Origin of the sequence: Rickettsia tamurae (genome assembly GCF_000751075.1) — a bacterium.
In the GTDB taxonomy this organism is placed as follows: Bacteria; Pseudomonadota; Alphaproteobacteria; order Rickettsiales; family Rickettsiaceae; genus Rickettsia; species Rickettsia tamurae.
Map to the genome: position 1 here is coordinate 50,649 of NZ_CCMG01000015.1, position 13,300 is coordinate 63,948.

The following is a 13,300-nucleotide window of genomic DNA, read 5'->3' on the forward strand; positions in this document are numbered from 1 at the left end:
TTTGAGACAAATAAATGAAAAAAAAATTATATGAAGGTTCAAGTAAAATTTTATATTCCGCCGAAGAAGATTTTTTACTTATAATGGCTTTTTCCGATAAGGCTATTTTAGAAACCGGCGAGACTGTTGATATATCAGGTAAAGGAGTGCTTAATAATAATATTTCTTCCTTTCTAATGGATAAACTGGAAATGATTGGCATTGAAAATCATTTTATCGAAAAAATAAATATGAGGGAGCAATTAATTCAATATGTCGAAGTTTTCCCAATACAAGTAATAATATCATCGGTAGCGTGCGGTAGATTTGTAAAAGAATTCGGAATGGATGAAGGGTATGTATTTGATAAACCGATCATTGATTTTAAGGTCCGAAGTCGTGAATTTAAATATCCGATAGTTAATGAGTATCAAATATTAAATTTTGGCTGGTTAACTAGGGATGAAATTAAAGCGGTAAAAGAGCAAGCTTTGCGTATATATGATTTTCTAAGCGGCTTATTTATTGGTGTCGGGATTCGGCTTGTTGAGTGTAAATTAGAATTTGGGCGTGTGTTTAACGGTGAAGAATCTATCATTATGTTAACTGATGAAATTAGTCCGGATAATTGTAGATTATGGCATATTAACAGTAATGAAAAATTAGGATTTGAATTGCTTGAAAAAGAACCAAATAAGGTTTTTGAATCATATCAGCTAATAGCTGATCGTTTAAAAGAAAAATAAATATATTTTTTAAGTGATATATGCTATTTTGGACTTGAAAAGCGCTCCGATGTCATACCGGTTTTGTTGCATGATTCGGTTTCATCATCATTGCGAGAAGACATTTATGTCGACGAAGCAATCTCAGCAAACAAACAAAAGATTGCCACGCAGTCTACGCCTGCTCGCAATGACGATTTGGTATCTACGCAGAAATAACATTTTTGATTTTTAATAATTTTTTACAGTAGAAAAGATGAAAATACGATTTATTATAATAAGCTTTTTAGCTTTAATATTAGTGGGGTGGGAATACGCTGCCTATAAATTTGAACATCAAAGTAAAGAGAATATTATCTCTATTCTTGATAAATATGAAGAATATATAACTTATGATGCAATAAAAGTTAATAAATATGGATTTAGTGTTACTTTAAATAAAGTAATGTTAAAACCTATAGATTTTTATTTTGATGAAATAGTTATTAGGCATATACCGTTTTTGAATATTACAAAAATTGATTCTTACGGAAATAATGTAAAAATTACTACCGCTCAAGGTGAAAAAAATATTTTTTACTCACCTGATCATCATACAACAATTTGGTTTAGAAAATCTTTGTTTAATAGAGAGCCTGATTATTGGAAATTAAGCTTGAGTGACAATAAATCAACTCTTTATAATTCTCTAGATGCAGAAAAATTAGCAGAGAGTGATATTAGTGATTCTGTAATTACTAATACTAAAACATCGGATAATCTTAATTTATTAACTGTGGATGGAAAAAGCACCGTTTCTTTTACTTCTGAAAACTATAGTAAAAATTTATCTGATAAAGTTTTTAAATTTTTAAGAGATAAAATAGGAGAGGAAGCTAATTTTAACTCATTTGAATATGATATAGCACAGTTGGATGCGTTAAATGTGCCAATTACTTATAATAGCCAATTAAAGCTTAAATATAGTGATGAGCTATTAGCTCTTGGGAAATTATTAATTCAAAACTTTTCTCTAGATCAAAAGCAAGATGAGAATATGCATGCTGTTATTTTTATGCAGATATTAGGAGAATTAGTAAAAGGTAAGCCGTTTTTATTTGCTTGTGATTTTGAAAGAAAAGGAAAAATAGAAAGTAATTTATACAAATTAAATATAGAAAAAGATAAAATTTTTGATTTTGCTTTAAATATTAAATCTACTATAGAACCTTCTGAAACATACCAAAAAACGGCAGTTGAAGCTTTAGGACGTTACTTTAGTAATGGTTTAAACAAAAGAGCTGAGTTAGATAAAATTTTTAAACTAACTAGTCCTATTACTCAAGAAGACGGGGAAAAAGTAATGGGTGTTTTTGCAAAAATAAATAATTCCGAATTTAATTTAAAAGGTGAGTTTGATCCCGAAGAAAAAAAATTATTCGGTAAAACTAATCTTGTAATGGATGATTTTAATTTTGCTATTGATATTGATGTGCCTAATTTAGAGAATCCTATGAATCTAGAAAGCGTAATAAAATTATCGGATCCGAGTGCGGTTATAAATAATTTTGTGAATTATACTAATAATGCTATTATACCGGTGCTTAATAAAATAGAAGATTCCAAGGAATTTGCTTTAAATCTAGGAAAACAATCTTCAGTAATAAAGCAATACGGCTTTAGGGCAATAGAAGCTTTTAGTAAAAATTCTGAATTGAAAGACGGTGAATTTTTAGTAGTTGACGTGAAAGGTAAAGATGTCGGACTAACCTTTAACGATAAAGCTATTGATCAGATCTTTAGTGATGTAAGAGTATTAGAATTTATGAATGCCATGGCTATGATAGATCAAGAAAGAAAAGTTGAAAATAAAAAATAATCTTAAGAATTATATTGATATGCTCAAACATATAGTATTATTTAAATTTGCAATAACTGCTTCAGAAAGGCAAATATAGCAGGCTTTAGCAAAGTTAGGAAATTTAAAAAATACTACTATTCCACAAATTAAATCTTTTAGTTTTAGCAGAAATTGTAGCCCTGAAAATTTAAATAAGGGTTTTAGCTATGCTTTTGTTATGGAGTTTTTAAGTGAGAAAGATAGAGAAGATTATTTAAAACACCATGATCATATTAGAGTAGCTTCTGACGATATTATGCCTTTAACTGAGGATGGGATAAATTCGGTGATAGTATTAGATTATAAATTTTAAGATAAAGAAATAAGTTATAAAATAATGATTAATATTTCCTTTCCCGATGGGAGTATAAAACAATTTGAAAAAAACATTACCGCCTATGAAGTAGCAAATGCGATTTCAATGTCACTTGCAAAACAAGCAATGGTTGCTGAAATAAACGGTGAGCTTAAAGATTTAAGTACCGTAATTGAAAATGATTGCAAGCTTCGTATTTTAACCGTAAAAGATCCTGAATGTCTTGAGATAATAAGGCACGATGCTGCTCATTTAACTGCTGAAGCCGTAAAGGAACTATTCCCTGAAACTCAAGTAACAATAGGTCCTGCAATTGAAAACGGTTATTATTACGATTTTGCTCGTGATAAACCTTTTACCACTGATGATTTAGCTGTTATAGAAGCTAAAATGCAAGAACTTTCAAAAAAGAACGAGAAAGTAACAAGAGAGCTATGGGATAGGGATAAAGCCGTAGAGTTTTTTAAATCGATAGGAGAGCATTATAAAGCCGAAATTATTGCTTCAATTCCGGCAGGTGAACCAATTACTTTATACAGGCAAGGTAATTTTATTGATTTATGTCTAGGTCCGCATGCTCCCTCTACAGGGTTTGTTAAGCATTTTAAGTTGATGAAAGTTGCAGGAGCTTATTGGCGAGGTGATAGTTGTAATGAGATGTTGCAGCGTATATACGGTACGGCGTGGGCTACGAAAGAGCAACTAGATAATTACCTTTTTATGCTTGAAGAAGCCGAAAAGCGTGATCATAGAAAGCTTGGGCGAGAGCTTGATTTATTCCACTTCCAAGAAGAAGCTCAAGGAATGGTATTCTGGCATGATAAGGGCTGGAGTATATATAATATTATCGAGCAATATATTAGGAAAAAGATTCGTAAAAACGGTTATATTGAAGTTAAGACTCCTGTTTTGGTGGATAAAAGACTTTGGGAGGCTTCAGGACACTGGGAAAAATTTCGTGATGATATGTTCGCGTTAGAAACAGATGATAAGACATTAGCTTTAAAGCCGATGAATTGCCCTTGCCACGTGCAGATTTTCAAACAAGGTATCAAGAGCTATCGTGATTTACCGCTTCGTATGTCGGAGTTTGGTTTGTGTCACCGTAATGAGGCGTCCGGTGCATTGCACGGTTTAATGAGAGTGCGTAGCTTAGTGCAAGATGATGCACATATATTTTGTGCTGAGGAACAAATTACCGATGAAACGGTTAGTTTCTGTAAGCTACTGACGGAAGTTTATAAAGATTTCGGCTTTACCGATATAAAGGTAAAATTTTCTGATCGTCCTGAAATCAGAGCAGGAAGTGATGAAGTTTGGGATAAGGCTGAGAATGCTTTAAAAGAAGCAGTAGAAAAAGCAGGGTTTACTTATACGCTAAACCCAGGTGAGGGGGCATTTTACGGTCCAAAGCTTGAGTTTGTTTTAACCGATGCGATAGGACGGCAGTGGCAATGCGGTACGCTTCAGATGGATTTTGTATTGCCGGAGCGACTCGATGCTAGCTATATCGCAGCAAGCGGTGAGAAAAAAAGACCTGTAATGCTGCATAGAGCAATCCTTGGTTCGCTTGAGCGTTTTATCGGTATATTGATCGAAGAATATGCGGGACGTTTTCCGCTTTGGATTGCTCCTATACAGGTCGCTGTGGCGACCATTACCAGTGATTTAAACGATTATGCTTTAGAAGTACAAAAAGCTTTAATTGATAATGGCGTAAGAACGGATATTAATATCTCACCTGATAAAATTAACCATAAGATTCGTGAGTTTTCTAATCAAAAAATACCGATGATTGCCGTAATCGGTAAGCAGGAAAAAGAAAATAAACAAGTAACGATAAGAAGACTCGGAACTACCGAGCAGGAAGTATTATCGATTGAGCAGTTAATAGTTCTAGTTAAGGAAGAGAATAGTAGGTATCTATAATATCTCGTATAGCTTTTTTGATGTCATTTCTAACTAAAGCGGCATTGTTGTATAAATCATAAGGCATGTTCGGTGTTGTCATACTGTGGCTTGACCACGGTATGACACCGGAAAGAGCTAAATTTCTGCCTATGTAGGAATGCATACCACAAAAGTTCTCTAAATTTGTCCAATATTTCTCAACTTATGAAAATCAAAACTTATCCTGTTCCTTTTTTATGGTCGGTTATAAAGCCGTATAAATATTGCTATCTTGTTATGATGATTGCACCGTTTGCGAGCGCTTTTCATCCTATTCTATATAATTATGCCGTAAAGCTTTTGCTTGATTTGTTTACCCAAAACGAAAAGATTACATTCGCACAAGGTTATAAACCAATAATATGGTTTGTAATGGCACAAGCAATACTTGATGTAGCTTGGCGTGCTCACAATTTTGCACAGCTTAAAGACATGCCTTATATCTTTCAAGATATGATGAATAAAATATGTAATCACTGTTTTGATTTGCCGTATACTTATTTTCAAAATAACCTTTCCGGTTCTATAGTCGGAAGAGTACGGGGCATAGGTGATAATTATTATAAAATGCACCAAGCAATTGAGTATAAATTAAGCCAAACTCTACTTATTACATTATTTTCCGGTGTTACTCTTGCCTATATTAATATTAAAATATTTATTATTGTTGGTTTTATTGCTGTTTATTTACCGCTTGCATTACGGTTTTTTATCAAACTTGCAAAAATGGAGCAGGATAAGCAAGATTCTTGGTATAATTTATTTGGTATCGTAGCTGATTGTATTACAAATATTTTTACCATTTTTTCATTTGCGGCAAAACAGAGAGAATTAAATAAAATAAAAGATTATTATCATAATGTGCATAATAGTTTAACAACTAGATATTATAAATATGATCTCATTATCTCTATAATATTGAACTTAGTATATTGGGTATATTTGATAGGAGTATTTGTATACGTAATTTACTTGTGTAATCTTGGTGAGATCGGTATCGGTGATATCGCTTTTATTATGTCACTAACTTTTTATTTGCTGAAAATTCTTGGCATGCTACTATGAGAGTTAAAGACTTTTTAGAAGATGTTATAGATAAAGAAAATGCTGCTGAATTAAAAATCTCTAAAGGCGAGATTATATTTAAGGATATATCTTTTGCATGCAAAGAGGGTAGTAGTGTATTTAGCAATCTTAATTTGCATATTAAGGCTGGTGAGAAGGTAGGTATTGTAGGGCATTCAGGTAGTGGTAAATCTACTTTGATTGCATTATTGTTGAAAAATTTTAAAGCTGAAAAACCGGCGATATTATAATCGATAACCAAAGCCTTTACAATACTTCCTCTGACAGCCTGCGGGAGCAGATATCATTAATTCCTCAAGATATTATGCTTTTTCATCTAAGGAAATAGAAAATACTGCCAAAGCTGCAAATATCCATGAATTTATCGAGAGTTTACCGGAAAAATATAACACCATTGTCGGTGAGAGAGGAGTAAAGCTAAGTGGCGGACAGAGACAACGTATAGCAATTGCTCGTGCTATTCTTAAAAACGCTCCGATTTTGGTTTTAGATGAAGCAACTTCAAGCTTTGATAGCCATACTGAGCAAGAAGTGAAAAAATCTATTAATACCATGCTTGATATTGAGAATGTAACTATAATTGCTATAGCCCACAGATTATCTACTATCAAGCATATGGATAGAATTATTGTTATGGATAAAGGCAAGATCATAGAAGACGGCACTTTTACGGAACTCGTTCGTAAGGAAAAGGGTAAGTTTAAGGAGCTTTGGGAGCATCAAGTTAACGGATTTGTTTGAGCCTTATTTTAAACCGGCGTATATGCAAGGTATACTAATTTTAGGAAACAAAACTAACTATGAAGTTCATAACTTAATAAAAGGCATTTATTACATTTATAATCAAATATTCCATGAAATGTTGTTTTTAATTACCAATCTTTTTCACAAGATGGACAATTTGAATAATTAGAACGTGCATATGAGTTTCCTGATACCGGTTCTGCTATAGGATAAAAAACTTTCTTTTTTAAACATTTTTGTATTCGCTTACTAATTTTGCTTCCTTCTATAGAAATATCACTGTCTAATTCTGCTAATTGTCTTTCCATTAACGGTTCTAATTTTTTATAGCTTGAAAGCCATAATCTGCGAGCCGCAGCATAGTCCTCTCTCCAAAAAGTAATTGTTCCTCCGAGATATCGGTCTTTATCATTTATTATATATAAAGGTAGATATTTCCCTTCATCTGTACGTAATACAAGCTGCTCTTCATAAGCTTTTGACCAGGAAATAGGATATAAATAGAGAAATTTTGCATTTTCAATATTTTCTTCAATATCAATAGGAGTTTCACTAACATAGTCTGCTGTTATTTTATAACTAATTATTACGCCCAATTGCTCTAATTCATCTTTATCTTTCAATGCATGATAGCTTAAATGTGAAGCATGCAAAGCATCTTTATTAGGAATTACTGTATAAAAAACCAATTTATTTTTTGTAGGACTAAAAAATTCTCCATTATTTAATATATTACCGTTTTGATATAAAGAACCGGTAAAACTACAAAGTAAATGCCAAGCCTTTCCATAATCCTTTAGTAAGAATTGCTTACTTTTATTAAACGATATAGTAACAAGATATATGCTAGACATAAATAAAATTTACCTATTTAGCTAAGAATGCTGCCTTTTATAATCTAACTTAATCGGAGTTTATTCCTAAAAAAGCTTACTATTTAGGAATAAGTTCCTAAATAGTAATATTAGTATTGATTTTAAACCTACTTTAAATAAGAAGTATAAAATACTACTTTTCAAAGAAAAGAGTTACACCCCTAAGGCTTTTTTACCTTTAGATTGTTCTTGTTCAACTGCTTGAGTATGAGATTTGACTTGAGGGATTGCAAGATCGACTACATGTTCATATCTAACGCCGTTTTCAAATAAAACTTGACCGCATTTATTCACTTGAATAACATCTTCTTTAGAGAATTTATTTAAAATAACTTCCGTGATGTCATAAAGGAATTTCCAAGATAATTCTATTCTTTCTTGTAATGTCAGCTTTTTATTTTCCGGTTTTTGACTATTAAGGGCAATATTTGGTGAATCGTCAATATTACCTCCTTCAGCAGGTAATATATTTTTTTTACGTGCTGCTATTTTCTTATACATTAAAAATATTAATAATAATGCTAAGCAACCTACGGCAATTAAAATATGAGTATTAGAATTAGACACTATTTTGCTCTTCCTTGTTGTTGAGTTAAGTTTTGTGTTTTAGAAAGCATCGTAACCACTGCTTTACCTATATTAACTAAGTTAGCTATATCAGGAGCTAGCTTTGCAACTGCTAAGACCGGAGGCGGTAATAAGTTAGTTTTTATTGTTAGACTTATAACATTTCCGAGTTCTTTACTTCCTGGTATTACTCCTACTATTTTTTTTATGTCGCTTGCAATTTCCGTAGCTTTTTCTGTTGCTTTACATAAGGATTCTATCTTTTCGCCAAAAGAAGATTCCGGATTTAATACTTTTAATAATTCTGTTTTAGCTTCATTTAGATTACCCGAAATAGTATTCTTTACAGAGTTTAATTTGTCAATATTTATATCTTGTGGAATTGCACTTTCAATATTACTTTTTAGTTCTGCTATTTTTTCTTCTACTTCATCTTTGCTTTTTGGTATAGCTTTAGCAGCTTTTGCAACATTCTCTAGTGAAGCTTGATTATTAGGGTTTTTATTTGCTATTTCAATAATTTTTCGAGGCGGTTCTTTTGATATTTCTGAAATTGCGGCAACTTTTTTGGCTTTTTCATAGATGTTTTCAAGCTTCTCATTAGATTTAGTCTCTTCTCTTATTTCTTTTATATCGTTATGCAATTTTGTTATTTTTGGCAATAATTTTTCAGAGTCAATAAAATTATTTACTTTTTCAAGTATTCCGCTTGTTTGTATAAATATTCCAAGCATCGGTATTTGAGTGGATATAACCCCGACTAATATATTTTCTAATGATTCTATAATTTTTTTAGAAGCTCCAGGATAGAGTTTATCTAATTCTTGCTGAAATTTTAAAACTTGTTCTAAAACGTTTAAACATTTTTCTACAATAACCCCGTCAAATAAAAAGGTATCTTTTGTTTTTAGCTGTTCTTGATATGCTTTCTCAAGTGCTTCAGATAAAGTAGTTAGAGATTCTTGGATTGTCCTATTAAAAAGTTTTTCTATTTTCTCTACATCGATATTTTCAGTGTGAGATAATTCATTTAAAGAATTTTGTATAATATAAAATAAATGATCTTCTAAATCTTTTACATTCATTTTCAAAGATTTTGTAAAACCTTTTAATTTTATTAAAAGTCTTTGTAGTTCTTCTTGTTGTTCTTTGTTTAATCCGCTGAAACTAGAAAAATCAATTATAGACATAAAATTTATTATTTTGTTATCAAATATTAATTAATCTTAAAGCTTTATAACCGTAAAATAAAATGTAAAATAGTTATCATTGCCCTTGAGATTAATTTTTGTTATATTACGTGCTAACATTGCTACAATAGATTTATATTGTTTTATTGGGATATAGGTATATTCTTGAAAGATTAAACTAATCTAACTAATATATTATCAATTATTCAAAAAATTTATGCGTAAATTAACTACATTTATTGTTACGTTATTGCTAACTAGTTCGGTTGCCGCTGTTGATTTGCAGGAAGCTTTAACTGAAGGGTATAAGAGTAATGAGGAGCTGAAAGCTGCTAGAATTAAGTTTTTAGACTCGATTGAGCAGTTTCCACGAGCTTTTTCGGGGTTTATGCCTAGTGCTGGAATGAAGATTGAAAGAAGTAATAGTAAAACCAAATATAATAAAAAATATGCAGATAGGCTTGGTCTTGCTCCAAGGGAAACAGATAGTGATCAAGGTACATTAACAATTCAACAGTCTCTATTTAATGGTGGTTCTAGCGTTGCGGCTCTTAAAGCTGCTCAAGCAGGATTTAGAGCCGCACGGGGTGCATATTATGCCGGTGAACAAAAAATATTATTAAATTTAATAACTGCGTATCTTGATTGTTTTGAGAGCAAAGAGAAATATGATATTTCCGAAAGTAGGGTTCGCACTAACATACAACAAGTTAACACCGTTGAGGAGAAATTAAGACTTGGAGAAGCAACGGAAATAGATATAGCAACCGCAAGAGCAGGACTTGCAGCGGCAGAAACGAATAAACTAGCTGCCTATGCTGATTTTCAAGGAAAAAAAGCAAATTTTATTAGAGTATTTGGAATAGAGCCGACTAATATAACTATGCCTGAGTTACCTAAAATGTTACCTGCTTCATTAGATGAGTTAACAGGAAGAGCTGCTAAGCTCAATCCTGATATTGATTCGGCAAGGCATAATGTAACTTCGGCTAAAGCCTTAGAAATGGCAGAAAAAGGGAAATTATTACCGCAAGTAAGCGTGCAACTGCAATCCGGTAGAACGCACTACAATCCACAAGATGATATAAATGCTAGAAATGTAAATGCTATAAATAATAGAAGCTATACTACTACTCTTTCGGTAAATATTCCTATTTATCCTGAGGGAGGAGCTCAATATTCAAGAATCAGATCGGCTAAAAATCAAACAAGAAATAGTGCAGTTCAACTTGATAGTACGATAAAGCAGACCCAAGCAGGGGTTGTAAGCGTATGGGAGGGATTTGAAGCAGCAAAATCTCGTATTGTTGCAGCTAATCAAGGAGTAGATGCTGCTCAAATATCATATGACGGTACTGTACAAGAAGAAATAGTAGGGTCTAAAACAATATTAGATGTTTTAACTGCTGAAGAAAAATTATACGAAGCAAAAATAACTCGTGTGGATGCGTATAAATCTTCAGTACTTGCAGCATATCAAATGAAATTGTTAACCGGCGAGCTAACGGCTCAAAGTTTAAAACTTAAAGTAAAATATTTTAGTCCTGAAGAAGAGTTTAAGACTATTAAAAAGAAAATGTTTATAGGTTTCTAACGTGAGTAAGGAAAATAAAAAAAAACAAGATATGTCGATAGAAGACATATTAAAATCGATTAAAGGAGTAATTAACGAACGTAAAAATCCTATTCACGAAAATGATAGTGAAGATGAAGATATATTAGAGCTAACGGAAATAGTAAATCAAGATGAAGAAGAAAAGTTAATATCAACTAAATCTGCTGAAGAGGTAGGTGATATTTTTAAAAGTTTTACCGATACTATTGAAGATAAAAAGTTGGATAATAATATCTCATCTAAAAATGCACTGGAAGAATTAGTTGTTGAGATGTTAAAACCGGAACTTAAAGCTTGGCTTGATAAAAATCTACCTTTACTTGTTAAAGAGTTAGTAGAGATTGAAATAAAGAAATTGGTGCAGAATAGTAAGAGGTAGAGGAGTAAATGTCATTGTACGGCTCTTTATGTCATTCCTGCGAAAGCGGGAATCCAGTAAAAAAATACAAAAAACATATTTTTATTTCATCAAAGCTTGTAATTTTGTGCTAGGTTAGTCTTGTTTATTCTGGATTCCCGCTTTCGCGGGAATGACATAGCAACAATGCCTACAGTCGTTCGCAATGACGTTTTAGGATAATTATTTAATAAGGAATTATATGTTAAATAAATTATGTAAGATATTATTTTTTATCAATCTGTTATTGGTTGCAGTGCAAAGTTATGCTTCACCTCCATCATTACCGGCTGCCGAAGTAGATACTAAAGATAAGGATGTTAGCTCTAATTCCGATATTTCTTTTTTTGATAAATTTAAGCAATTTTTTAGTAAATCAAAAAAGAAAAATATACCCCCTAAACAGGTAAATGAACAAACTAAAGCAGCCCATAAAGAAGAACCAAAGCTAGCTTCCCAAGAGCCTAATGAAAATGAACAAGCTGAGCCGTTTATAGATGTCGGTAATACAGCATTGCCTAGTGCCACCGCAAGTAATGAACATGAAAGTAGTGTAAATTTAGCTTTTCATGATAACACACCGGATAAACAAGTTACACAACAAGAACCTAATGAATCGGAAACATCTGAACCTTTTATAGATATTGGTAGTGCAAAGTTACCTAGTGCTACAAGTAATGAAATGCATGAAGAAGAAGTTGATTCTAATGAGCATAAAGATACAAATTTAGCTTCTAATATTATAACTCCTAAAGTACCGAGACCTATAGTATCTATGCCTCCGGCTCAAGCAGGAAGTTATGTAGTGCCCCCGCAGCGACCGGTGCAAATATATAAACCGACCAATTTGCCGCCCGTGCATAAGCCTATTCCGCTTAATCCACCTCCTGATGCTAATAAAGAGGAAGAAAGCGTAGCACCGATAGCACTGCCGTCTATACCTAATATGCCTGCCGTTTCTCCGCCTGTGGTTAGCCCGCCGGTAACCCAAGATACTATACCAAGTACTATGCCGACAACAGTACCTCCTGCAGAAACTCCGGTAGTACCTAGTAATGCACCTGCACCGCTGGTAATGCCTACAAATCAACAATCTACACAGCCTATAACACCGGCTAGCCCAAATACACCCGTTACTACTCCGCCTAAAGTAGTTCCTACAACCGATTCTTCAGCGGAAATCAATAACTCGCAAGAGACATTTGTTGCTGTTTCAGATGTCCCAAAAAAACAAGATTGGAATACTCCGCTTATCCCCGTTGTTGTAGTGAAGCCGAATCAACCTCAATCTCAGCCTTTAGAGAAGCAAATTAAGAATAATCAAACTACAAATAATCAAGAGAAATCACCGCCGATAAGCTCTCCAAATATCATGATTCAAAAACAGGATGATAAGGTGAATAATGAAACCTCGGAATCGACAACAAAATTCGTTAAAGATGAAACGCAAATGTTACTTTTACCTGATGATGATATAGTTCTTGGTAAACTAACAGAGCAAGCGACTTTAGAGCAGATGGATATGTATGCATATATAGAGCTGTTCCAAAAGAAAGAAGAATGGATAGCAAGTGCCGAAAGAAGAAAAGCTGTAGAGAGTTTTATTAAATATGATAATGATATAAATAAAAAGAAAGATATTTATGCCAATCTGTCTTATTGTAGTGCAGTAGATAATGCTTTTAGAGCAGTTGATAGAAATAATCTTTTTGGGCTGCGTGCGTTACTTGATGTTTATCCGATGTTGCAAGAAAAGAGCAGATTAGGTGAAACATTACTAACTGCTGCTATTTATAATGATAATTACTATTTAGCAAAATTTTTGGTCATACGAGGTATTAAAATTTCTACTCTAAATGATGAGTGCCAATATCCATTAGATATTGCATTAGCTCAAGGAAACGCTAACATAGCTTGCATGTTAATCAAAGCTAAGGGTTACTAATAAGATTATTTTTATCGTCATTGCGAGCGACT

The 13,300-nt window shown here is 32.6% G+C and carries 14 protein-coding genes and 1 pseudogene; 11 read left to right on the forward strand and 4 right to left on the reverse strand.

Annotated elements, in window-relative coordinates; translation table 11 throughout:
- Positions 1-14: 14 nt before the first annotated feature.
- The 5 genes and pseudogenes from MB29_RS05805 to thrS all read left to right on the forward strand — a co-directional run bounded on the left by MB29_RS05805 (position 15) and on the right by thrS (position 4,828).
- On the forward strand, positions 15-725 hold the full coding sequence (locus tag MB29_RS05805; protein WP_032139430.1) for a phosphoribosylaminoimidazolesuccinocarboxamide synthase: 711 nt from the start codon (positions 15-17) through the stop codon (positions 723-725).
- A 63-nt stretch (positions 726-788) separates the two neighbouring features.
- Positions 789-923, forward strand: a complete 135-nt coding sequence (locus MB29_RS13495) for a hypothetical protein (RefSeq protein ID WP_267881755.1) — start codon at positions 789-791, stop codon at positions 921-923.
- Positions 924-960: 37 nt separating this feature from the next.
- Positions 961-2,562, forward strand: coding sequence for a hypothetical protein (locus MB29_RS05810; RefSeq protein WP_032139431.1), 1,602 nt, complete (start codon positions 961-963; stop codon positions 2,560-2,562).
- Positions 2,563-2,659: 97 nt separating this feature from the next.
- Positions 2,660-2,896: pseudogene (locus MB29_RS10520) on the forward strand (Dabb family protein); the annotation flags it as partial.
- A 24-nt stretch (positions 2,897-2,920) separates the two neighbouring features.
- On the forward strand, positions 2,921-4,828 hold the full coding sequence (gene thrS / locus MB29_RS05815; RefSeq protein WP_032139432.1) for a threonine--tRNA ligase: 1,908 nt from the start codon (positions 2,921-2,923) through the stop codon (positions 4,826-4,828).
- On the opposite strand, the gene MB29_RS11765 is transcribed toward thrS, so the two are convergent.
- Positions 4,800-4,973: a hypothetical protein gene (locus tag MB29_RS11765; protein WP_008580348.1), complete on the reverse strand. Its 174-nt coding sequence runs from the start codon at positions 4,971-4,973 to the stop codon at positions 4,800-4,802. The two genes, thrS and MB29_RS11765, sit on opposite strands and share 29 nt — an antisense overlap.
- 41 nt (positions 4,974-5,014) lie before the next feature.
- Here MB29_RS11765 and MB29_RS10525 point away from each other — a divergent pair, with 41 nt between their 5' ends.
- The 3 genes from MB29_RS10525 to MB29_RS13810 are packed head-to-tail and all read left to right on the forward strand — an operon-like array spanning position 5,015 to position 6,676.
- On the forward strand, positions 5,015-5,914 hold the full coding sequence (locus MB29_RS10525) for an ABC transporter transmembrane domain-containing protein (protein ID WP_084686936.1): 900 nt from the start codon (positions 5,015-5,017) through the stop codon (positions 5,912-5,914).
- A complete protein-coding gene (locus tag MB29_RS13500) occupies positions 5,911-6,165 on the forward strand; it encodes an ATP-binding cassette domain-containing protein (RefSeq protein WP_032139433.1) in 255 nt (84 codons plus the stop codon). The genes MB29_RS10525 and MB29_RS13500 overlap by 4 nt, the downstream gene beginning before the upstream one ends.
- Positions 6,166-6,217: 52 nt before the next feature.
- Entirely contained in the window at positions 6,218-6,676 is a 459-nt protein-coding gene (locus tag MB29_RS13810; RefSeq protein WP_084686938.1) for an ATP-binding cassette domain-containing protein, read from the forward strand.
- 131 nt (positions 6,677-6,807) lie between these two features.
- Here the strand turns inward: MB29_RS13810 and MB29_RS10535 are convergent, their stop codons facing one another.
- From MB29_RS10535 to MB29_RS11770, 3 genes are all read right to left on the reverse strand, one after another.
- A complete protein-coding gene (locus tag MB29_RS10535) occupies positions 6,808-7,533 on the reverse strand; it encodes a DUF2310 family Zn-ribbon-containing protein (RefSeq protein WP_084686940.1) in 726 nt (241 codons plus the stop codon).
- A gap of 174 nt (positions 7,534-7,707) precedes the next feature.
- On the reverse strand, positions 7,708-8,121 hold the full coding sequence (locus MB29_RS05850; RefSeq protein ID WP_032139436.1) for a DUF2660 domain-containing protein: 414 nt from the start codon (positions 8,119-8,121) through the stop codon (positions 7,708-7,710).
- Entirely contained in the window at positions 8,121-9,311 is a 1,191-nt protein-coding gene (locus MB29_RS11770; RefSeq protein ID WP_032139437.1) for a hypothetical protein, read from the reverse strand. Before MB29_RS11770 ends, MB29_RS05850 begins: the two co-directional genes overlap by 1 nt.
- A gap of 217 nt (positions 9,312-9,528) precedes the next feature.
- Here MB29_RS11770 and MB29_RS05860 point away from each other — a divergent pair, with 217 nt between their 5' ends.
- The 3 genes from MB29_RS05860 to MB29_RS05870 all read left to right on the forward strand — a co-directional run bounded on the left by MB29_RS05860 (position 9,529) and on the right by MB29_RS05870 (position 13,268).
- A complete protein-coding gene (locus tag MB29_RS05860; RefSeq protein ID WP_032139438.1) occupies positions 9,529-10,905 on the forward strand; it encodes a TolC family protein in 1,377 nt (458 codons plus the stop codon).
- Between the two features lies 1 nt (position 10,906).
- Positions 10,907-11,305, forward strand: coding sequence for a DUF2497 domain-containing protein (locus MB29_RS05865; protein ID WP_008580336.1), 399 nt, complete (start codon positions 10,907-10,909; stop codon positions 11,303-11,305).
- 220 nt (positions 11,306-11,525) lie between these two features.
- Positions 11,526-13,268 carry an ankyrin repeat domain-containing protein gene (locus tag MB29_RS05870; protein WP_032139439.1) on the forward strand — a complete coding sequence of 581 codons (1,743 nt, stop codon included), beginning with the start codon at positions 11,526-11,528 and terminating at the stop codon, positions 13,266-13,268.
- The last annotated feature ends 32 nt before the right edge of the window (positions 13,269-13,300 follow it).

Excerpts from the sequence above, each read along its gene's own strand:
- MB29_RS05805 (WP_032139430.1), top strand. The coding sequence starts at position 15 with ATGAAAAAAAAATTATATGAAGGTTCAAGTAAAATTTTATATTCCGCC.
- MB29_RS05810 (WP_032139431.1), top strand. The coding sequence starts at position 961 with ATGAAAATACGATTTATTATAATAAGCTTTTTAGCTTTAATATTAGTG.
- thrS (WP_032139432.1), top strand. The coding sequence starts at position 2,921 with ATGATTAATATTTCCTTTCCCGATGGGAGTATAAAACAATTTGAAAAA.
- MB29_RS11765 (WP_008580348.1), bottom strand. The coding sequence starts at position 4,973 with ATGCATTCCTACATAGGCAGAAATTTAGCTCTTTCCGGTGTCATACCG.
- MB29_RS10525 (WP_084686936.1), top strand. The coding sequence starts at position 5,015 with ATGAAAATCAAAACTTATCCTGTTCCTTTTTTATGGTCGGTTATAAAG.
- MB29_RS13500 (WP_032139433.1), top strand. The coding sequence starts at position 5,911 with ATGAGAGTTAAAGACTTTTTAGAAGATGTTATAGATAAAGAAAATGCT.
- MB29_RS10535 (WP_084686940.1), bottom strand. The coding sequence starts at position 7,533 with ATGTCTAGCATATATCTTGTTACTATATCGTTTAATAAAAGTAAGCAA.
- MB29_RS11770 (WP_032139437.1), bottom strand. The coding sequence starts at position 9,311 with ATGTCTATAATTGATTTTTCTAGTTTCAGCGGATTAAACAAAGAACAA.
- MB29_RS05860 (WP_032139438.1), top strand. The coding sequence starts at position 9,529 with ATGCGTAAATTAACTACATTTATTGTTACGTTATTGCTAACTAGTTCG.
- MB29_RS05870 (WP_032139439.1), top strand. The coding sequence starts at position 11,526 with ATGTTAAATAAATTATGTAAGATATTATTTTTTATCAATCTGTTATTG.